Here is a 21,544-nt window from a genome sequence, read left to right on the forward strand (position 1 = left end):
CTGCCTCCCCTGCCCCCCACTCCCTACTCCCAATCCAATGAGTGCAGAAATTATTTGTGTTGGTACTGAAATGCTACTGGGAGATATCCTCAACAGTAATGCTCAATTTCTAGCCCAACAATTAGCCCAGCTAGGTATTCCCCACTACTATCAAACTGTGGTTGGAGATAATCCAGAACGACTCAAGCAAGTTATAGAAATTGCTACCTCAAGAGCGCAAATTCTTATTTTCACTGGTGGTCTAGGCCCAACACCAGATGACCTCACCTGTGAAACCATTGCTGATTTCTTTGACGCTCCTTTGGTAGAACGCCCGGAAATTATCGAAGACATAACTCAGAAATTTGCTCAACGCGGTCGGATTATGTCCCCTAGCAACCGCAAGCAAGCGCTGATTCCCCAAGGCGCAGAAATTTTACCCAATCCTACTGGAACAGCACCCGGTATCATTTGGCAGCCCCGTCATAATGTAACGATTTTTACATTTCCTGGTGTTCCTAGTGAAATGCACTGTATGTGGCAAGAAACCGCTGTCCCTTTTCTCAAAAGCCAAGGTTGGGGTAGGGAAATTATTTACAGCCGAAGTTTAAAATTTTGGGGTATTGGTGAATCAGCTTTGGCGGAAAAGGTTGCTTCTTATTTGAACTTGCCAAACCCTACAGTGGCTCCCTATGCAGGTAAGGGAGAAGTGAGATTGCGAGTTTCTGCAAAAGCAACTTCAGAAGCCGCAGCAGAAGCTTTTATTGCACCCATTGAGAAACAAATCAAAGAAATTGCTGGACTTGATTATTACGGTGCTAATGATGACACACTTGCTTCCGTAGTTGGACAGTTGTTGCGTGCATCGAGAGAAACCCTTTCTGTAGCAGAATCCTGCACTGGCGGTGGACTGGGGCAAATGTTGACAGAGATTTCTGGTAGTTCTGATTACTTTTGGGGCGGGGTAATTTCTTATGACAATTCGGTGAAGGTTGGGCTGTTGGGGGTTAACCAGGAAGATTTAAATGAATTTGGGGCGGTAAGTGCTACTGTTGCAGAGCAAATGGCACTTGGGGTCAAAACTCGCCTTTCAACTACTTGGGGATTGAGTATCACTGGTATTGCTGGCCCAAGTGGGGGAACGGATGCTAAGCCGGTAGGTTTAGTCTACATCGGTTTAGTTGGGCCAAAGGATGAAGTGGCAAGTTTTGAGTATAAGTTTGGTACAGCGCGGGGACGTGCTCTAATTCGTCATGTAAGTGCGAATGCAGCGTTGGATCATTTGCGACGGAGATTGTTGATAAGGTAGAGTGTAGCATTAGACACGTTTGACGGGTTGGCATCAGTTCTACTGTACCTACTCATCAGCACAATTAATCACGGGATCGCTTGCTGTATTCTTCACAGTTTGTTACAAAAGTACAAAGTACTTCTAGAAACGCAAAACCACATGTTCGGCGGACTTACTGGTTTAACAGATCCTAAGGGCACTGATTGGGGAGAGCGGATGCTCAATACAGTCGCCAGCCAAACGATTCGCCACCTGTTTACCCAAAGCGAGTCAGTAGAAGTCTTTGTGCGCTGCTATCCCTCCAGCAAACTGTTGCAAGGCAGCATTGATAGCTTCAAAATGAGCGGTCGTGGCTTAGTCATCCGGAGAGATTTTGCAGTAGAGGAGATGTCTTTTGAAACAGATGCAGTTGCTATTGATTTCGGCTCGGTTTTAAGTGGAAAACTCAGTCTTAAGCAATCCACCCAAGCGATCGCCCAGGTAATTTTATCAGAAGTAGGCATCAACCAGGCTTTTAATGCTGAACTGGTGAAAAAGCGCCTGCTAAATCTCTCTCTACCAGCCTTGACGGAATTATCTGGGGGTAATCCAGTCTCCTTCACGGAAGTTCAGGTACAGTTATTGCCTGAAAATCGCTTACAGATTTCAGCAAAGGCAGATTTAAATAATGGGGAAATTGTACCACTGAGTATGACTGTAACTATAGGTATTGAAAGGCGGCGGCGGGTTTCTTTCAAAGATCCAAAAATCGAGCTTGATGGTGTTCCAGAAGCTCAAAAGGAAGTTTCGCAGTCCTTGAGTGTAGTCTTAGCAGAAATTTTGGATAATATGGTCGATTTGGATCGCTTTGACCTTGACGGAGTAAAAATGCGGCTCAATCGATTGGAAACTGAGGGTCAAAAACTAATTTTCAGTGGTTATGCGGAGATTGAGCGTATTCCAAGTAGTGCTTAGAACAATATTTTACTGCGTAGCAGCTTCAGAAAAACTCTACTTTGCGTGAGCTATAAAAAATATAGATTAAGTGCCGCCTAGATCTTTCTAAGCGGCACCATGATTAGTTGAGTATAGAATTAAAAGTGTGGTCGATTTTTTAACTCTTAATTTTCTATCTTCCGACGCCTACATATTGGAATCCAGCACGCACCATTGTTTCGGGATCGAGGAAGTTACGTCCGTCGATGATTACGGGGTGACTCATTAATTGAGCCATTTTGACATAATCAAGAGTGCTAAACTGTTGCCATTCAGTCACAAGTACCAGAGCATCACAACCGTCAGCAAGTCTTTCGGCATCCGTTTCTACTAACACACCAGAAAGACCATGACGCAAACCAGTTTGGGAAACAATTGGATCGTAGGCTTTGACTTTGGCTCCAAGTCGGTTTAGCTGTTCAATCAGGTTAAGTGCTGGGGCGTCGCGCAAATCGTCGGTATCGGGCTTGAAAGTCAGACCTAGTAAACCGATTGTCTTACCCTTAAGGATTTTAAGGACTTGCTGGAGTTTTTCTAGAGCAATCAGGCGCTGGCGTTCATTGACACTGACGGCGGCTTTCATGATCTGGGCTTCATAGCCATAGTCATCAGCAGTATGAATAAGGGCGGCGACATCTTTAGGGAAGCATGAACCACCCCAGCCGATACCAGCTTGTAAGAATTTGTTACCAATCCGGGAGTCCAGACCGATGCCTTTTGCTACTTGAGTGACATCAGCACCGACGCGATCGCAAATATTAGCAACTTCGTTGATAAAGCTAATCTTAGTCGCCAAAAAGGCATTAGCAGCATATTTAATCATTTCCGCCGAACTGAGGTCTGTTGTCAGAATTGGTACAGCAGGTAAAGATTTATCAGCGGCGTACTGACGCTCCACAATTGGGGCATATAGTTCTTGCATTAAGGCGATCGCTCTTTGGCTGTTGCCTCCTAGTACGATGCGATCAGGATTAAAGGTGTCGTACACTGCCGAACCTTCACGCAAAAACTCTGGATTGCTTACTACATCAAACTGGGCTGCAATTTCAGGCAATTTTTCATCACTCGATACTCCACCTGCGGGTACTAGTGTTTTCTGACGTTCAGCGATGCCATCCAGGACAATCATCCGCACCCAGTCACCTGAACCAATGGGCACTGTAGATTTATTTACGATTACCTTGTAACCACCGTTCAGATTTACCCCAATACCACGGGCTACGGCTTCTACATAACGGGTATCACTTTCACCAGTGGGCAAAGGTGGTGTTCCCACAGCAATAAACAAGATTTCCCCGTGAGCAACTCCGGCTGCAATATCAGTAGTAAACTCAATCTTTCTAGATTGAATTGCAGACTGCATTATTTCCGAGAGTCCAGGCTCGAAAATTGGGGACTGTCCAGACTTCATTAACTTGACTTTTTCTTCGTTATTGTCTACACAAATTACATCATGCCCTATATGAGCCAAGCAAGCGCCTGTTACCAAACCAACGTAACCAGTACCAATTACGCAAACACGCATTTTATTTAACTCCTCGCTTTTTTGGGGCTAGTCTTCAAAAAGAAGTTGTCAATATTAAACCTACATACTGCCGGAAAACCCAGCTACTAAAGCACGAGCTAAAGATAGGTTTAGCTGCACGAAAGTTCAGAATGGCGCTAAGCGCCGATCAATCGCTTTTGACGCGATCGCGAAAATCTTCTATTGTCAGTTTTAACCCCTCTTTCAGAGGAATGGTTGGTTCCCAATTTAACAAGGTTTTAGCCTTTGTAATATCGGGACGGCGACGACGTGGATCATCAGAAGGCAGTTGCTCAAACTTAATTTGTGCATCTGAGTTCACAAGGTCTTGCACTGCCTGTGCCAGTTGGAGAATGGTATATTCATCAGGATTACCCAGATTTACTGGGCCTACGTAGTCACCATTCATCAACAGCATCAGTCCTTCTACTAGATCAGAAACATAGCAGAAACTACGGGTTTGCGTACCTTCACCGTACACAGTTAAAGGAATACCCTGCAAAGCTTGAACTATAAAGTTGCTGACTACACGGCCATCGTTTTCAAACATCCGAGGGCCATAAGTATTGAAAATCCTGGCTACCCGAATTTCGACTTTATTTTGTCTGTAGTAATCAAATGCCAAGGTTTCAGCAATTCGTTTACCTTCGTCGTAACACGAACGCAGCCCAATGGGATTGACATTACCCCTGTAGTCTTCAGTTTGGGGATGAACTTCTGGATCTCCGTATACTTCACTGGTGGAAGCTAATAAGAACCTAGCTTTCACACGTTTGGCTAACCCCAGCATGTTCAGCGTTCCCATCACGTTAGTTTTAACAGTTTTAACTGGGTTGTACTGGTAATGTACTGGAGAAGCAGGACAAGCCAAATGATAAATTTGATCCACTTCGAGCCGAATTGGTTCGGTAATGTCGTGGCGGATGAGTTCAAAATACGGATGGTTTAGCCATTTGAGTATGTTGCGCTTATGACCCGTGTAGAAATTATCCAAGCATATTACTTCATGCCCATCGGTTATTAGTCGGTCGATGAGATGGGAACCAATAAACCCAGCACCGCCCGTCACCAAAATTCTCATAGTTTCCCAGTTACTTACGGATATTTTATTCAGCTATTGCGCTTGTTTTAGATTACCCAGAAATCAGATGCAAAAATACAGGACAAAAAGGGCTAACTAAAAGGGATTTTTGGACTTACCAATTTTCCTACGTATGCAATTTTGTTATATTCGTACTAGCTTGCTGAGCAATTCAATTAGCAAAATAACAAACATCTTCTAAAAATTGTTGGTTTTTTACCTATAATTTATTAAATCTTCAACAAGATAAAGTGTTTTTAGGGGTATTTGCAGTGGTTTGTAGTTAGACACAATAATTTATGAGTAAAAATAGAAGCTCTACGATAAAATGCTTAAGTATTTTATCATTTTTTATACAACAGATTTAGTATAGGTAATCCCAGTTGGTATAACTAATGTTTGAGTGCGTTGTGGTTCTGCGAGCATGACAATCGAACAGGTGAGCTGATTAGCCAACTGGGTTGTGACATCGCTAATTGCTAACCCTCCGGGACTTGTACGATTACGTACAAAAGGCAAAACTACTAAATCATATAATCGCGCTGCCTGCAAAATCGCTTGGGCAACATTTTCATGAGCGATAATTTGAATTTCTGGGGCATTTTGCACAGCCAATTTAGACACCAATAGTGAAAGATGCGATCGCTTGGCAGCTATTTTACTGGAACTAGTGCGGCGATCGCACACACTCAGTACAGTAACTTGAGCTTGATTTGCTTCTGCTAGCATCTGGGCAAATTGCACAGGCTGTAATGTTGGTGCGATTAAATTTTCTACTGGTACTAAGATGCGCTGAATTTTTTTTGGTGATTCCATTAGACGTGCCACCGCTACCGGACAATGGGATGCCCAAAGAACACCATCAATCACATTGCCAAATAAACGCGCTCTCAACCCAGTACGTTTACCCCAACCCATAACAATTAAACTAGCTTTTTGCTCGCGAGCAGCTCTACTAATTCCCTGAGCAAAGGCATCATCAATCCGCAGCAATGGTTCTACTTCTAAGCCCAATAATCGGCTCTGTGCCGTAGCTTTTGCCAGTAACCGTTCACTCCGTTGCAGAGACGCTTCTAATTGCGGTGCATCCATGTGAGCAGCAGCGGTAGCGATCGCTAATGGTACAATTGTGCCATTTGCCTGACGCGCCAATAATGCCGCCATTTCAATCAAATACTGCTGGGTCTGAGGATTATAGATAGGTACAACTATAGTAAAAGCACTGTCTGCTTTCTCTGCATTCTGTTCCGGCAGGTTTGCTGGTGCTGGATTCTCAGTTGCACAAGAAGTCAAACCAACACATATACGACCAGTAATCAAGGGGCCTAAAGTTGATGTGACAAGCATTAAGATAATTATGCTGTGTAATACTTCTAGTGGAAGCAACCCAGCTCTATATCCTACTAACGTTGCTGCTAAGGTTGTACTAACCTGAGGAACCGATAACGACCACATCGTCAGCATTTCTTGCCAGTTATAGCGATAAACCATTTTTGCCAACAAAGCTGCTATAAATTTGCTGGCAATTAAACCGACTACAATCAACAGTGTTAATTTGAGTGTGTCTAGGCTATGCACAAAAACAGGCAGATTGATCAGTAAACCAAGGTCAACAAAAAAGATGGGGATGAATAGTACACTACCGACAAACACCACCTTTTCTTTGACTAGTCCTTCACCCACAGCTTCATTCACCGCCAAACCTGCTAAAAAGGCACCAACAATTTTGTCTACTCCAATTAATTGAGCGCCCACAGCAGCGAGAAACACAGAAAGCAACACAAACAAAAACTTGTTTCCTTCATCGTCTCCAGACCGTCGGAAAAATTCTTTGCCGGCCCAATCAAAGCCTACCAAAACAGCAACGGAGTAGATAGTCAACCAACCCGATAAGGTGAGTAGCCTAGCAAAGCTAAATGTCCCTGGCTGAGCGAAGGCTACACAAATAGCTAATAACAGTACTGCGCCAATGTTTGTAAAGAGCGTAGCTCCAATTGTGACAGTGATGGCTTCGTTGTTTACTACTCCCAGGCGACTGATAATGGGATATGCCAAAAGGGTATAGGAAGTAAATAAAGAGCCAATTAATATTGAAGTATTCCAACTAAAGCCAAACCTATGCCCTATTAACGTTCCCACCAACAGAGGTACACAGAAGGTCAAGCTACCAAACCCAAAGGCACGACTTTTCTGGCGACGGAACTGCTCTATGTCAATTTCTAGCCCTGCTACGAACAGCAAATAAACCAACCCGATGTCTGATAGTAGGTTAATCATCGGTGAGTTAGACTCGAATAGATTCCAACCTGAAGAACCAAGTACTAGTCCAGATAAAACCAAACCTACTAATCCTGGTAGTCTTAGCCGCTCAAATAGGATGGGTACAACTAAAATAACTATCAGTAAAATAGCAAAGGGAACAATCGGTTCCTTGCCAAGAACTTGGGAAGTAGGTTCTAGAGCAAGAACTTGTAATATGAGTTCCATAGGTAGCATTTGAAGGGGCTATGTGAAGCTGCGATTACCTTTAGAGCGATCGCCTAATCGATATAAATGTAGAAGCTACTCTGATAAAAAATAAAAAAATCTTAACAACTTACAGTACCTAGGCAATTATCTAGGAACTAACTACCTATGGGTGGATTTGACTTAGAATGAACCGCAGGCGATCGTAGTCGTCTTTGAGCAGCACACTCAGTGTACGTCCGGCTTTAATTAGCCATTCTCGGTCAGCTTTACGTAACTGGTAGACTTCTCGAATGGCAGCTGCTGTTAACGACTCTAGTGGCGCACCGTTAATACAAAGCAATGTCCGCAAGAAATCTAGTTCTTCGGTGAACTTAATGATTGCTTCTGGTTCACACTGATAGACGGCTTGATGAATTTGTGGTGGACGAGGTGGTAAATACTGATACACCCTTGGATTGAAACCTCTAGTATAAGAAAGCTGCTCAAATCCCACGATCGCTGCACGAAATTCCGTTCTGAGCATGGCAAATATTTGGGGTTGTTCCTCGCGTAAATCCTGCAATGACAATCCCAAAGCTCTTGCTCGGTGTACAGAATCTATGGGCATAGTTGTAGCATAATATACTATTCCATAAACTTGATTGCCTGATTCTTCATCCACAGAACAGACCCAACTACCAAAAGGTGGCATGGATGGAAAGCTTAAGTCTTCGGGTTCCAGACACTGTGCCAGAAATTCGGTAGTAGTAGTCTCGATCACCTCCGCAATATGGTTGGGGTGGCGATCGCCTCTATTAAACTGTGGTAAGGGAAGGCGCATAATGGTCAAAAGTCAATGGTCATTCATCATTCGTCATTTGTCCTTGCCAAATGACGAATGACAAAGGACAAATGACTAACTAACTTATTTTGCTTTTTTACGTCCGGCTGTAGTTTCTACGAGTTCTAACTCAGATAAGCGGAAGGTAATTAATTTATCCCAGTTACCACCTTCAAACAACACAGCTACCTTGCCATCACTCACCCGTTGCACGAGTCCTTCATAGCGATAATACGTATCTGCGGGATTCTTGACGCGAATAGTTGCTCCAGGCAGGATCATGATTTTTAGCCTCGCTTGTTTCCTGTTATTAGCTTAATACTTGTCAATAGTCATTTGTCCATAGTCTTTTGCTAATTACTATTCACCCTCCAGGTTTGCAAGCTTCCTAGGGTGCTAAACCCGCCTTCTCATGAAAAAGACGCTACTGTGTAGCTTACTTCCACATGGGGGTACAGAACTGAACTCAACAATGGCTAAGGACGAATTAATAGTACTTCTGTCGTTGTCGAAAATTTGCTACCGATTCTACGATTCCCAAAGAAATGAAGTTGGTCAGCATAGCTGAACGTCCATAACTCATCCAAGGTAGAGGAATTCCTGCCACTGGTGCTAAGCCAACGGTCATACCAACGTTAATAATTAGCTGAAACACAATCATAGATAAAACGCCAATGGCCAGCAAAGAACCAAAGTTGTCTTTGGCAGTTTGGGCGACATGCAATAGGCGCAAGCAAATTAAGCAGAAAACAAACAGCACAACCAAACAACCAACAAAACCGAATTCTTCGCCCACTGCGGAGAAAATAAAGTCTGTATGCTGTTCGGGTACGAAATTCAGTTGCGTCATTGGGCCCTTGAACAGACCCCATCCCCAAATCTCACCAGCACCAATGGCGATACGAGATTGGATTAGGTGATACCCTGCGCCGAGGGGATCGTGATCAGGATTGGTAAATACAGTTAGCCGATCCTTTTGATAGTCTTTCAAAATATGGTTCCAGGCAAAAACTCCTAATTCGCCACCCAGGACGTTGAGACTCCAAGCACCGATAGCACCCAAACCAAATCGACGCCAGGGAAGAGTACGCCAGCCAACAATAGCCATAGCAATTGACCAAGCTAACCCTAACACTCCGAAAGATAGCTCTTTAAATAGAACTATTGGCTCTGAAAAAGGCCAAAGTATAGTGAACAGGATGGCAGCAATCACAGGAGAAATTAGCAGAATCAACCAGCCTGGGTTAGCATTTGCCCAGTACAGCATTCCTAAGACGATCGCCCCAAATATTAGTGATGTTGCTAAATCTGGCTGCAAAAATATTAATCCCCAAGGTATGGCGGTAATTGCCAGAGCGCGGAAAACACTTCCAATACTAGAGGCAGTACGCTTATGCAACAAAGCTGCTAAGGTGATGATTATTCCAACTTTGGCAAATTCCGAGGGTTGCACGTTGAAGCCAGCAATAGGAATCCACCGCTGTGCCCCTTTAGCGCTAGTGCCAACAAGCATCACGGCAAGCAAGCTAAAGTTTGTTAATGCGTATGTTACCCAATGCCACTGTATTAGGTGTTCATAACGACAGCGAGCTATAAATAGCGCTATCAGCACACCAATAACAGCTACCAGCCAATGCCACCACCAGTCAGTTACAGGCTGCTTCAGTTCTGTACTGAGAATCATGACGCCGCCAAAGATGCTGAGAGCAATCGGCAAACAAAATAATAGCCAATCTACGTACTGCCAGGGTTTAACCCAAGACTTCCAGCGATTTTTAGGAAGCGAACGTTTTAACAACATCGTGCGATTTTAGACTTTAGCTTTATTCCTAGGCTTTGGTCTAGGAATTAGATAGGAATTAAACCTTATTATGACAGAGCAGCAACTGATACTTTGCCAGCAATGTTGAGAGCGATCGCTGTTAGTGCTTTTGCGGAGACTGAATCTGGATCGGCAACGACAATTGGTACACCATTATCACCACCAACTCGCGTAGAAATCTCTAATGGCACGCACCCCAAAAGTGGTACTCCCAACTCAGCGGCTGTTTTGGAGCCACCGCCGGAACCAAAAATGTCATATTGCTTATCGGGCATGTCTGGTGGAATAAAATAGCTCATATTTTCCACAATACCCAATACTGGTATATTCAACTGCTGGAACATCCGCAATCCCTTGCGGGAATCTAACAGAGCTACAGTTTGCGGTGTGGTGACAATTACTGCTCCTGCCATTGGTACTGCTTGCGTTAAAGTTAACTGAGCATCTCCGGTTCCTGGTGGCATATCTACAATCAAATAGTCCAATTCACCCCATTGCACCTGATAGAGAAACTGACGTATCACTCCATTCAGCATTGGGCCTCGCCAAATCACTGGTTGATCTCGGTCAATCAAAAAGCCCATTGAAACTAATTTGACGCCATGATTAAAAGCAGGTTCCAGAATTTCGCCTTTTTCAGTTGAGCGCACAGTAATTTGAGCGTCAGCCAGTCCCAGCATAGTGGGGTCATTGGGCCCGTAAATATCAGCGTCTAGTAAGCCGACTTTAGCCCCTGTTTGCGCTAAAGCTACTGCTACATTCACCGCTACCGTACTTTTACCAACACCGCCTTTACCGCTGGAAACAGCAATAATATTTTTGACTCCAGGAACTCCAGTGCGTTGGCTTAGCCCGCCGGAGGCATCGGGTAAGCTCTTTTGTTGCGGTGTTTCTGCTGTCACCTCTATGCTCACATCTGTAACGCCTGGTAGCTTTTTAACAGCTTTCTGACAGTCTTCGACAATAAATTCACGTAAAGGACAGGCGGGAGTGGTCAACACCAAAGTGAAGCTAACTTTGCCACCATCAATTTTGACGTTGCGAATCATATTCAGTTCCACCAGACTCTTGCGGAGTTCTGGGTCTTCCACTGGTCGCAACACTTCTAAGACAGAGCGGGAATCGAGGACATCGTACATAAAACAATTAAAAATTTAAAAATTCAGAATGAAGAAATAAAATTGTGGCGTGTGTGTTGGCTATAGATTAGATGCAAATTAAAGCAAGAGCAGTTTAGTGTTTTCACCGTTACTGCCATTAGCAATACTTAGCGGATTTTTATATCACCTACTAGAATCTTACTTTCTTTAGGCAATGGAGATTAGGAATTCACAGATCAGGTATTGGGAAGCAGAGAGAGAGGGGAAGATAAAGCAATTGTTCTTTTTTCCTTATCCCCAATGCCCAATGCCCAATGCCCAATGCCCATCACCTAAAAATCAAAACAACTGTCGTTAAGGGATTTTTTCTCAGCTGTAACTGTTGGTAACGCTGTCTTTTCTGCTGCTTCAACTAAAGAGCGGGCGACGCGATCGGCATAAGGACGGGATAATGACCAAATTAGGGGCGATAACCAACCGCGTAGCGTTACAGAATAAGACAAACAAGTGCCACAAAGCGTTGACTCTACTTGGTAAGTCACCCGTTCCTCAACGCCTGGAATTGCCAGCACTCGAATACTCAGCATTTCTCTGGGATTGACACGCTCCACGAAAATCATGATGGGAATCGGCGAAAAACGTGTTACCGCCTGAAAAATCAATCCCGGCTTGGGTACTAATCCGTAGGGGACGTTAGTACTCTTGAGTAGTGGATGCCAAGAAACATCTGTTAAATCAACCACTTTTTGCCACAGATCATCTACGGAAGCAGAACTAATCTCTTGATAAGTCCGTACCAGAGAAGCGCAAAACCGACGACGTTTGCGGTGGATGAATTTGGATAACCAACCTCGCATTTTCCTAATCCTCCTCGCTAGAAACTTTTTGGTCACTCTGGTACGGTGGGCAACTAACTGTGTTCAGTCCCTAAAATCAAAACTTTCTCAAAATAGCTATGAACAGCAGGAAGTCACTATTGGCTACAAACACCAACATGATCGCACAGTGGCTGGTGCAAGAATCACCATTGTCGATACTATACAGAAGTTTAGTTCACATCAGTTTCAACCTTGAAGCATCAGCATTGAAAGTGCTGATAGACTAATTAGCCCAAGTCTGATGTTGATAGCAGAATGTTCCAATCAAGTCAAAAAAAACTCAGTCAATATACAAGCCTATACGCATTTGAGGGAAAATAACTCTAGTCGTGCCCATCAATTGTGTAAATACTTGACCAGTGGGAAAAAAGCAGGTTGGACAAATTAAGCTTAATTGTGAATGGGTACGTGTTACTCCCAAATTTTAAGATGAGAAATTTGTGGCTTTTTGGAAATTGTAATTTAGGTTCGGGAATCTATGTTGACCAACTCACAAACGCCAACTGTAGAAGAAGCATCATCCAAATCTTTGCCGCCAGCTGATGCTCAGATTAGAGTCCATCAGTTTATGAAGCAGTTACAAGACGAAATTAGTCAAGGGCTGGAAAACCTGGATGGTGTGGGCAAGTTTCTCGAAGATAGTTGGGAACGCCCAGAAGGAGGTGGAGGGCGATCGCGCGTGCTACGTGATGGTGCAATATTTGAACAAGCGGGTGTAAATTTTTCTGAAGTTTGGGGTTCTCATTTGCCACCCTCCATTTTAGCCCAACGCCCCGAAGCAGCAGGGCACAGATTTTATGCTACTGGCACTTCAATGGTATTACATCCTCGTAATCCTTACGTGCCTACTGTCCATTTCAATTATCGGTACTTTGAAGCCGGCCCAGTGTGGTGGTTTGGTGGCGGTCTTGACTTGACACCCTATTACCCATTTGCCGAAGATGCAGCACATTTGCATAGAACATTAAAACAGGCTTGTGACCAACACCACCCAGAATATTACCCAGTGTTTAAGCGCTGGTGTGACGAATATTTCTACCTCAAGCATCGCGACGAAACACGGGGTGTAGGTGGTCTGTTTTTTGATTACCAAGACGGTCAGGGTGCTTTATATCGCGGCCCCAGTCCAAATGGAGAAGCGGCTATTTATAGCAACCAGGTAGGAACGCCAGCCCCACGTAATTGGGAAGACTTGTTTGCCTTCGTGCAAGACTGTGGCAGAGCATTTTTACCAGCCTACGTACCAATTGTAGAACGGCGACATGGGATAGAATATGGCGATCGCCAACGGAATTTTCAACTCTACCGTCGGGGAAGGTATGTAGAATTTAATTTGGTTTATGACCGAGGCACTATTTTTGGTCTGCAAACCAATGGACGTACAGAATCAATTCTTATGTCTCTACCACCCTTAGTGCGCTGGGAATATGGCTATCAGCCAGAACCTAATTCCCCTGAAGCTGAGTTGTATGAAACCTTCCTAAAGCCCCAAGATTGGATAAACTGGATGCCAAATCAATAGTACTGAGTACAGACGCGATTAATCGCGTCTGTACAAGTGAGTGCTGATTCACCGCAGTTTAAAGCGGAGGTTTCCTCCACCCTAACTTCTAGCTGAGTGCTTAGCCAGACTAAGCTAGCAGCACTTATAAAGTTACTCAGCACTGTTTTAGTGAGTTAAACTACTAAATGTAAGCACTTAGGACAAGATGGTGACAATTTTAGCTGTAGCTTGTTAATCTCAAGTTACAGCATTAAACGATTATGTAATTGGTGAGCCGACTAGTCTACTAGCTCTCTGGAAATTATTCTAGTGAGAGAGGAAATAAAGATTTCTAGCAAAGCAAATCTTTTGGCGCATCAGTTCCAAGTTAAATTCAAGAGCAGTTAATCTTGAGAGGAGTGCCACGAGGGGGGCTTCAGTGATTCAGATAGACCAAAAAACTTATACAACCCAAGATGGCAATACCGTTATTGTCTTAACACCAGCCGGTCGCTTAGACATCACTACTGCTTGGCAATTTCGCCTAAAGTTACAGGAGTGTATTTCCAAACTCAGTCGTCATGTAGTTGTGAATCTCAGTCAGGTAAATTTTATTGATAGTTCTGGCCTCACCTCTTTGGTAGCTGGAATGCGTGATGCTGATAAAGTTAAGGGCAGTTTCCGCATCTGCAATGTACATCCAGAAGCCAAACTAGTGTTTGAAGTCACAATGATGGATACAGTCTTTGAGATTTTTGAAACAGAGGAGGAAGCTTTAGAAGGTGTACCTCGTAGCATCGCCAGCTAGAAGAGTGCTGATTTTGGAGTCAATAAGTGCTAGGTATGAAGTCTTAAACTCAGCACTTAGTACTGATTTCGCTTAGTGTAGCGGTAAGGACCTAAAACCGCTCCCCAAGTTGCTTTTCCAGTTGCTGGATCGATTCCTTTATCGTAGCTATGAAATTCTGTTGCAGTAGCTTCAAACCCCAAGGAAACTTGGACTGTATTGCCAAGATAAACAAAACTGCAACAAGTCTCTGGTAGCTGAGTAGCTGTAAATTTATAACGGTTGGGGGCTGGTGTTTCCTGGGCAACTGTGAGAATGCAGCCAGGTAATAAGTCTAATTGATCGGGTGTCAGTGTATTGAGTAAATCAGGGTTATGACCTGCGCCTTTTAACGCACCTGGATCTTGAGGCATATAGTATTGTACTTGTAGAGGTGCATCAACGTCGCTTCCGTACCGCAACCGCATGATTCGCTGGCGGTAAGGCTGATCTAGGTTGACAATATTTGCTTGTTCAGCAAATAAGGTAATACTATCTTCTGGGAACAGATTAACTGGTCTTTGCCACAGGCGCAGGTGGACGTACCAAATAGGTTCTGCTATGGCTTGTTCCCGATTATCAAATTCACCAGCTAGGTACTCACCTAGGACGATTAACTGTGGCGAGAAGCTCATAAATGTAACGCATTAATCGTTAAATATTGTATTTTTTTGCTAGTTCTTAAGGAGAGAAAGTTTTCACCCTTTGTGACTGCACATTTGCAAAGCACTTCTGATGTCTATATTGTAAGTCAATTGCTACACCACGAGAAATGGGTTTTATTGCAAGAACAAAGCGATAAAGCCGTAACCAGCAGAAACCTAAACTTGGCAAAGTAGCCTTTAAGCGCGAAAATAAAAATACGTCGCCCTTAACATTTTCTTTGTGAATAACGTCCGTACTGTCTCTGATACAAAGCGAACTTTCTACAGTCTTCACACCCGTCCGATCAACACTATTTATCGTCGGGTGGTGGAAGAATTGATGGTGGAAATGCATCTGCTGTCAGTAAATGTTGATTTTAGCTACAATTCAATTTATGCCTTGGGCGTCGTCACTACCTTTGACCGCTTCATGCAAGGCTATCAACCAGAACGAGATCAAGAATCAATTTTTAACGCCTTATCCCAGGCCGTAGAACAAGATCCGCAACGCTATCGACAGGATGCGGAAAGAATGCAAGCTATAGGGAAAAGTTTGCCAGTTAAAGATTTAATTGCGTGGCTCAGCCAAACGGCTCATTTAGATCGAGATGCTGACTTGCAAACACAATTGCAAGCGATCGCTAACAATCCTAACTTTAAATACAGCCGCTTGTTTGCAATTGGTTTATTCTCGTTATTGGAACAGTCAGATCCTGAAGTAGTCAAAGACGAAAAGCAACGTACTGAAGCACTAAAAGCGATCGCTGCTGGCTTAAACCTGTCTGATGATAAACTTAACAAGGATTTGGAACTGTACCGCTCTAACCTAGACAAGATGGCACAGGCCCTCATAGTGATGGAAGATATGCTCTCAGCTGAGCGCAAAAAACGCGAGCAACGTAAACAACAATCAACAACCCCAGTTGCTCCTCCGACTTCCAACGAATAGTCAAATAATGATAGTCAAGAATAATTATCACTCTTGACCAAATAATTACTAATTTGTAACTCGTAGTTCGTAGTTTAAGAGGGTACAGAGCAAGCACTAAATTTTTAATTTAGTGGTCAACAAAATAGTGATGACTAGAGGAGCTAGTACTGATTGTAATTACGAATTACGAATTATCAATTACGAGTTGTTATTGACTTTAGTGTTTAGACGCCCAATAATTTGTACATTAGGCTGTTAATTAAAGTTAGCGCAAATGCCCCAAGGACAGCGCTCCAAATACCGAAACGCAAGCGAAAGCCATCTACTAACCAAGCGGCGACACTAAAACAAACAACGGCAATTATGAATGTGAAAAAGCCGGATAATAAGTCAAACGTCAAAAAAGTTGGTACTGCAAATACCAGGCGTAAAATCGGTCTGACTATTGCCGTCACGATACCGAGAATTGCAGCAGAAAAGAAGGCTTTCGCTGGAGTGTCAATTTCAACTCCCAAAGGCAATTTACTAATGATCAACAAGCTGATAGCTGTTACTACCCAAACAATTAAAAGCGTCACAATATCCATGCCACAATTCCTGAAACGCGAATGGTGATTGGCTAGAAATTACTCGGTCTATTGGTGAAAAAATCTTGAAAGTCTCGACCAATTATTTGTAAATTAGCAGCAAATCTTTAGCTAATGGGAATTTGTTTTGTATATCTTTAGGTTTGGAAAAAGCTTGCATTAGGGAAATGAGAGAGACACAAAGAGGAAGAGATACAGTAATTCGGGGATAGTATTTAGGACTTACGCAACTGGCACACAAGGCTTCTGGTATAAGAGTCAAGGGTCAAGGGTCAAGGGTCAAGAATCAAGGTTTTTTGGACTTTTGACCTTTGACTCTGGACAACCTCTGGCGTTAAAAATATGACACTTGCGTAAGTCCTGGTATTCTTTGCGTTAGTGCATCCCCATGTCTTCTTCTCCTGCTTCTGTGCTCTTTGATCTCTCCCATCTCATCTTTTAGGAGTAGGTTGGGTTTTAGGTGCTACAGGCGCTTGAGGCGCTAGTGAATTCGGAACTCTGGGAGAGATACCAGGAGTGACAGGAATAACACCTTGCCCTGTTGAAGGTTGTCCAGTTATCGTCGGGAAAGGTACTTGATTAGGCGTTAAGGGCAAGTTAGGGTTGAAATTGCCTTGGGGATTGATACCTGGAAGTGGTGCGCTGTTGGGTACAGGTGCAGCACCAGGATCGATGGGGATAGATGGTACAGCAGGCTGATTTAGCAAGTTAGTGGAAGATGGAGCGGGAATGATTCCCAAAGATACGCGATCGCCACCTACTTGGCGTAGCAAATCTAATGTTTCAATGACATCGTTATAAGTTGAAGTTCGCGAAGCATTTAGCACCACAACACCATTGGGATTTTCTTGGAGATACTGCTTTAAATTTTGTGCCAATTCTTCTCTTTTTACAGGCTGTTTTTCTATGTAAGTATTGCCAAGGGCATCGATAGTCACAATCTGACTTCCACCCTGCGACGTTACCCCAGACACTGTACTTGTGCTGGCTTTGGGCAAATCAACATTAATTGCTTGTTGTCGTGTAAATTGCAAAGCCGCCAACAAGAAAAATGTCAGGATACAAAAGACGACATCAATTAAAGGAATGATTTGAATTTGGACTTCTTCAATTGGAGTATGTAGATTAACTTTCATCTTCTAACTCTAAAATCTGGTTCGAGGTTAAATAATTGACTATTGCTCAGGATCTAATTATTCAGGTACATTTGGGGGTTCAGGAGGGTCAGAAAATTTGTTTTTCCCTGGCTTGCGGGTTGGGGGTGGGGGTGGAATTAAATTTTCCCTTGAAGGTTCTCGCGCGATAGTTGATTTACTATTACTCAAGTCAGGCGGAGATTGACGATAGAGCAACTCCATTTCATTTCCCGCCTTACGAAAAACTTTGACTTGGTTGACTACAAAACTTTGAAACAGGCGGTAAAATACCAAACTAATGATGGCAACTATTAGCCCTGTTGCCGTACTAATTAGAGATTCACCAATACCAGTAGTCACCCCAGCTGTAGATTCAGTTCCTAAATCGCCAATCCGAATTGATCGCAGAGACTGGATCAAGCCCAACACTGTACCCAACAATCCTAACAACGGCGCGAGGGCAATCACTGCTTCTAAAAGTTTTTCCCCTCGCCGCATACCTGCCAATTCGTCTTCTGCTGAAGATTCCAAAGCTAATCGAAAGGTTTCTGCATTGCTTTTTGGTAAACTTAAAGGTGCATATAAAAACCGCCCAACAGGTTGATGTGTTGCTCGTCTAGCAATTTCCGCAGCTACTTCCCAATCATCACGAGCAGCATCTAGGACGCGATCAACTATTTCCTTTTCCTGAGTTAAAATTCGTAACCAGAACCATAAACGCTCAAAAATCACACTTAAAGACAGAATCGACAGAACCAATAGAGGCCACATCGCTGGCCCGCCCTTGTAAAACAAATCTAAAATATCCACTGTTTAAGTCTCCTCCCTCCATGATTAGAACAAATGTGCAAAGGCATTTTAATTCTAGAGATTAATGCAAAATGAGGGACTTCCAAAAAATAAATTTCCTGAAAAATTCAGAAGATAGTGTCAAAGATGTGATGATGCGTAGCAAAATAGATGTAAAAATCCCAAGGCTCGAAAGTTAGTTGAGCAGTGCCTAATACTTTTCAAACATCCTCTGAGTACAACCGTTACGGATTGAACTTAAACCGCTGTAAAAAATTGCTGGTGGATAGGGACTTGAATTATAAACTCAGTGCCTTTACCCACGGTAGAAAAACACTCCAATTTGCCACCATGTTTTTCGGTGATAATTTGATAGCTGATTGCCATACCCATACCTGTTCCTTTGCCCACGGGTTTTGTGGTGAAGAAAGGATTGAAAATAAGGTTTTTAACCTGTTCTGACATTCCCAGTGCGTTATCAGCGATCGCAATTTCCACAAACTGCGAATCGCTCACTGAGGTACAAATGATAATCTGACTAGGATCTTTCTCTATCTCTTGATAGGTGCGCTTGACGTTTACCTCGTCTAAGGCATCTATTGCATTTACCAAAATATTCATCAAGACTTGATTGAGTTGTCCAGGATAGCATTCTACTTGGGGCAAGTTGCTATAGTTACGAATTACTTCAATTGCTGGACATTCTGGTTTGTCTTTCAGACGATGTTGCAAAATCAACAGCGTACTTTCAATACCCTCATGAATATCAACTGCTTTGAATTCTGCCTCATCTATGCGGGAAAAATTCCGCAGTGATAGCACAATGTTACGAATTCGATCAGTTCCCATTTTCATGGAGGATAGCATTTTTTGTAAATCTTCGATCAAGAACTCTAGATCGATTTCGTTGGCTAGCGCTTGTATCTCTGGGTCATTGCTAGGATGGCATTGTTGGTAGAGATGGATCATCCGCAGCAAATCTTGAGTGTATTCGTTCAGATAAGTAATATTGCCGTGAATAAAGTTGACGGGATTGTTAATTTCATGTGCCACACCTGCTACTAGTTGACCTAAGCTAGACATTTTCTCACTTTGAAGCACTTGTGCTTGAGTGTGCTGCAATTCGTTCAAGGCAGTTTTGAGTTCAACAGTACGTTCTTCTACCCTCTGTTCTAACTCTGCTTTACTGTTTTCTAACGCGGTAAAGAATTCGCGCAATTGCCCTGCCATGTGATTAAAAGAGTGGGCAAGTATATTTAGTTCCTGGATATTCCTGATATCTAAAGTTTGGTCTAAATTCCCGGAAGCCATTGCCTTACTTGCCCGGTTCATTTGCAGAATCGGCTGCGTAATCCAATGGGAGGTTAAATAGCCTATGATAATTGCTATAGCTAATGCTTCAAGACAAAGCCAGATAGTAGTGCGGTTGTTAGCGTTGATTTGTGCCATAAAAGTCTGTTCCGGCACACTAATTACTACTAGCCAATCTAGTCCATATTCGTCATGCCAGGGGTTGACATACACAAGATTCGCTTCTTTGTGCCAATTAAGTCGCAGCTTTTTAGTTTCGGTAATGGAGTTGAACCCATTGAATTTTTGCTGGAGCTGTATGGCGATACTCTGAACTACAGAATCGGGGCTTTCGGTGGCTTGCAACCGCTGAATATCGTTTTTGATCAACCTGAAGGGTTGGTGAGTACTAGAGTTCGCAATCAGTTTACCATTGCGCTCCAAAATGAACACTTGTCCAGTGCGGCTGACATCTAAATTTCGTAAAAACTCACTCAATTTCAGCAAAGGAATATCAGCAGCAACCATCCCTAACAATCGGTTCTGGGCATCATAAATTGGCCGTCCTGCCGAGGCAGCCATGTATGGATACGTATAATTGACGGTAACAATGCGTGACCAGATAGGTCTACCCGCTTTTATGGGTTCAGTATACCAAGGTTCGTTGAAGTTGTTCCAATCACCATGATCATTGACATGAGTGCGATCGCCTTGGCTATCTGTGGCATAGTTGTACCAGTTTTTTGGTCGCTTGGAATCCCAATCATCAATCGTGACAGTTTTCCCATGGTACCGTCCGGCTCCTGCTCCTTCACCTGTAGTCAATCCAAAACCGATATAGGTCAAGTCATAAGCCTGCATTTGTTTCCAAAAATATTTGCTTACAGTTTTGCGATCGCGTACATCTAATAATCCCATCTGAATGGCGTCAGCATTAATCTGGTTCACCTTGTGGGGAATAGATAAATAGGAATTTAGGTGTTGATCAACCATATTGCTGGTTCGAGCCATCAACTTGTCTGTCAGGTCGTTTACAGCTTTCTGTCCATTTTTAAATGACAAGTAGCCAACCAAACCCACTGCTCCAAAGATTTGCAAGACAAATGGAACAATGAGAACCATTTGTAGTGGGAAAGCCTTAAATATATCTAAGTAACGCCTCTTCATCGGTAAGCTCAATTTTTATCTTGCATCGGTGCTTTGCCTTCCTAAGAGCAGGTAACTTTACACTAGAAAGACAAAGTTTTTTTTATATGCCTAGGATTCCCAGAGAACATAAATAATCAACATCTGTGATCTGGGAAAATGTGAGTCAGCACTCCAACTTTTCTCCACAAGGGGGTGGCTCACCATGAGCAACTGACGCTAGCGATCGCGAGGAACGAGCGTCACTCCAAAGGGGTTAAAGAGTAGGGGATAAATTTCAGCCTTTCCCCTTTAACCGAAAGGTATTGGTTGGGTAGCGTCTTCCAGACAAACTGGGGCGGTTATTCCCACCGGAAATTATTAGTATAGTTTGTCAGAATAAAAAATAACTGGAGGTTAAAAACATGAAATTCTCAATCCAATCACTTTACACTTGGTATCGTAATTCGCTTCGTAACCCAAAGTACCGTTGGTGGGTAATTTTAGGAACACTAGTTTATTTAGTCAGCCCAATTGATATCGCCCCGGACTTTATACCTATTGTGGGACAGATTGATGATGTTTTCCTTTTGACCCTACTGGTTACTGAGGTGTCTGGACTAGTAATTGAAGGCTGGAAAGCGCGTAAAGGTGATGTGGGCATCGAAACACCTAATACTCCACAAGGTTCTACCTCCACCGCAAGCACGATTGATGTTGATGCTGTTTCAGTTAAGTAGTTTTTTTAATCAAATAAAGTATAAAAACCCCCTATTTTTGGAGTCTGAAGTAG

General features: G+C 43.2%; 20 protein-coding genes. 7 read left to right on the forward strand and 13 right to left on the reverse strand.

The window, feature by feature from the left end; translation table 11 throughout:
• Window positions 1-37 precede the first annotated feature (37 nt).
• A complete protein-coding gene (locus IQ246_RS14970) occupies window positions 38-1,288 on the forward strand; it encodes a competence/damage-inducible protein A (RefSeq protein WP_194004151.1) in 1,251 nt (416 codons plus the stop codon).
• 141 nt (window positions 1,289-1,429) lie between these two features.
• A complete protein-coding gene (locus tag IQ246_RS14975) occupies window positions 1,430-2,224 on the forward strand; it encodes a DUF2993 domain-containing protein (protein ID WP_194004175.1) in 795 nt (264 codons plus the stop codon).
• A gap of 154 nt (window positions 2,225-2,378) precedes the next feature.
• Here IQ246_RS14975 and IQ246_RS14980 read toward each other — a convergent pair whose 3' ends face one another.
• The 8 genes from IQ246_RS14980 to IQ246_RS15015 all read right to left on the reverse strand — a co-directional run bounded on the left by IQ246_RS14980 (window position 2,379) and on the right by IQ246_RS15015 (window position 11,919).
• Window positions 2,379-3,770, reverse strand: a complete 1,392-nt coding sequence (locus IQ246_RS14980; protein ID WP_194004152.1) for a UDP-glucose/GDP-mannose dehydrogenase family protein — start codon at window positions 3,768-3,770, stop codon at window positions 2,379-2,381.
• Window positions 3,771-3,918: 148 nt separating this feature from the next.
• Window positions 3,919-4,851: a UDP-glucuronic acid decarboxylase family protein gene (locus IQ246_RS14985; RefSeq protein ID WP_194004153.1), complete on the reverse strand. Its 933-nt coding sequence runs from the start codon at window positions 4,849-4,851 to the stop codon at window positions 3,919-3,921.
• A 351-nt stretch (window positions 4,852-5,202) separates the two neighbouring features.
• Window positions 5,203-7,338 carry a cation:proton antiporter gene (locus IQ246_RS14990; RefSeq protein ID WP_194004154.1) on the reverse strand — a complete coding sequence of 712 codons (2,136 nt, stop codon included), beginning with the start codon at window positions 7,336-7,338 and terminating at the stop codon, window positions 5,203-5,205.
• Between the two features lie 145 nt (window positions 7,339-7,483).
• Window positions 7,484-8,140, reverse strand: coding sequence for an HAS-barrel domain-containing protein (locus tag IQ246_RS14995; RefSeq protein ID WP_194004176.1), 657 nt, complete (start codon window positions 8,138-8,140; stop codon window positions 7,484-7,486).
• A gap of 84 nt (window positions 8,141-8,224) precedes the next feature.
• On the reverse strand, window positions 8,225-8,422 hold the full coding sequence (locus IQ246_RS15000; RefSeq protein ID WP_194004155.1) for an NAD(P)H dehydrogenase subunit NdhS: 198 nt from the start codon (window positions 8,420-8,422) through the stop codon (window positions 8,225-8,227).
• A 205-nt stretch (window positions 8,423-8,627) separates the two neighbouring features.
• Window positions 8,628-9,941: a rod shape-determining protein RodA gene (gene rodA, locus IQ246_RS15005; protein ID WP_194004156.1), complete on the reverse strand. Its 1,314-nt coding sequence runs from the start codon at window positions 9,939-9,941 to the stop codon at window positions 8,628-8,630.
• Between the two features lie 68 nt (window positions 9,942-10,009).
• Window positions 10,010-11,101 carry an Mrp/NBP35 family ATP-binding protein gene (locus tag IQ246_RS15010; protein ID WP_194004157.1) on the reverse strand — a complete coding sequence of 364 codons (1,092 nt, stop codon included), beginning with the start codon at window positions 11,099-11,101 and terminating at the stop codon, window positions 10,010-10,012.
• Between the two features lie 293 nt (window positions 11,102-11,394).
• Window positions 11,395-11,919, reverse strand: coding sequence for an SRPBCC family protein (locus tag IQ246_RS15015; protein WP_194004158.1), 525 nt, complete (start codon window positions 11,917-11,919; stop codon window positions 11,395-11,397).
• On the opposite strand from IQ246_RS15015, the gene IQ246_RS15020 reads away from it, so the two are divergent.
• From IQ246_RS15020 to IQ246_RS15030, 3 genes are all read left to right on the forward strand, one after another.
• Window positions 11,900-12,136, forward strand: a complete 237-nt coding sequence (locus IQ246_RS15020; protein ID WP_194004159.1) for a hypothetical protein — start codon at window positions 11,900-11,902, stop codon at window positions 12,134-12,136. The two genes, IQ246_RS15015 and IQ246_RS15020, sit on opposite strands and share 20 nt — an antisense overlap.
• A 282-nt stretch (window positions 12,137-12,418) precedes the next feature.
• A complete protein-coding gene (hemF, locus tag IQ246_RS15025; RefSeq protein WP_194004160.1) occupies window positions 12,419-13,462 on the forward strand; it encodes an oxygen-dependent coproporphyrinogen oxidase in 1,044 nt (347 codons plus the stop codon).
• A 400-nt stretch (window positions 13,463-13,862) separates the two neighbouring features.
• Window positions 13,863-14,231 carry an STAS domain-containing protein gene (locus IQ246_RS15030; RefSeq protein ID WP_194004161.1) on the forward strand — a complete coding sequence of 123 codons (369 nt, stop codon included), beginning with the start codon at window positions 13,863-13,865 and terminating at the stop codon, window positions 14,229-14,231.
• Window positions 14,232-14,287: 56 nt separating this feature from the next.
• On the opposite strand, the gene IQ246_RS15035 is transcribed toward IQ246_RS15030, so the two are convergent.
• Window positions 14,288-14,884: a chromophore lyase CpcT/CpeT gene (locus IQ246_RS15035; protein ID WP_194004162.1), complete on the reverse strand. Its 597-nt coding sequence runs from the start codon at window positions 14,882-14,884 to the stop codon at window positions 14,288-14,290.
• A 250-nt stretch (window positions 14,885-15,134) separates the two neighbouring features.
• Between IQ246_RS15035 and psb29 the strand changes: the two genes are divergently transcribed.
• Window positions 15,135-15,842: a photosystem II biogenesis protein Psp29 gene (psb29, locus tag IQ246_RS15040; protein WP_194004163.1), complete on the forward strand. Its 708-nt coding sequence runs from the start codon at window positions 15,135-15,137 to the stop codon at window positions 15,840-15,842.
• 206 nt (window positions 15,843-16,048) lie between these two features.
• On the opposite strand, the gene IQ246_RS15045 is transcribed toward psb29, so the two are convergent.
• The 4 genes from IQ246_RS15045 to IQ246_RS15060 all read right to left on the reverse strand — a co-directional run bounded on the left by IQ246_RS15045 (window position 16,049) and on the right by IQ246_RS15060 (window position 20,748).
• Entirely contained in the window at window positions 16,049-16,411 is a 363-nt protein-coding gene (locus IQ246_RS15045; RefSeq protein WP_194004164.1) for a phage holin family protein, read from the reverse strand.
• Window positions 16,412-16,842: 431 nt separating this feature from the next.
• A complete protein-coding gene (locus tag IQ246_RS15050) occupies window positions 16,843-17,547 on the reverse strand; it encodes a biopolymer transporter ExbD (RefSeq protein WP_194004165.1) in 705 nt (234 codons plus the stop codon).
• A 57-nt stretch (window positions 17,548-17,604) separates the two neighbouring features.
• The gene (locus tag IQ246_RS15055) at window positions 17,605-18,357 is read right to left on the reverse strand and encodes a MotA/TolQ/ExbB proton channel family protein (protein ID WP_194004166.1); all 753 of its coding nucleotides are present in this window, start codon (window positions 18,355-18,357) and stop codon (window positions 17,605-17,607) included.
• A 237-nt stretch (window positions 18,358-18,594) separates the two neighbouring features.
• Window positions 18,595-20,748, reverse strand: a complete 2,154-nt coding sequence (locus IQ246_RS15060; protein WP_244142039.1) for an ATP-binding protein — start codon at window positions 20,746-20,748, stop codon at window positions 18,595-18,597.
• A gap of 428 nt (window positions 20,749-21,176) precedes the next feature.
• Between IQ246_RS15060 and IQ246_RS15065 the strand changes: the two genes are divergently transcribed.
• Window positions 21,177-21,491, forward strand: a complete 315-nt coding sequence (locus IQ246_RS15065; protein ID WP_194004168.1) for a YkvA family protein — start codon at window positions 21,177-21,179, stop codon at window positions 21,489-21,491.
• The last annotated feature ends 53 nt before the right edge of the window (window positions 21,492-21,544 follow it).

It is taken from the genome of aff. Roholtiella sp. LEGE 12411 (assembly GCF_015206995.1).
GTDB lineage: Bacteria > Cyanobacteriota > Cyanobacteriia > Cyanobacteriales > Nostocaceae > Komarekiella.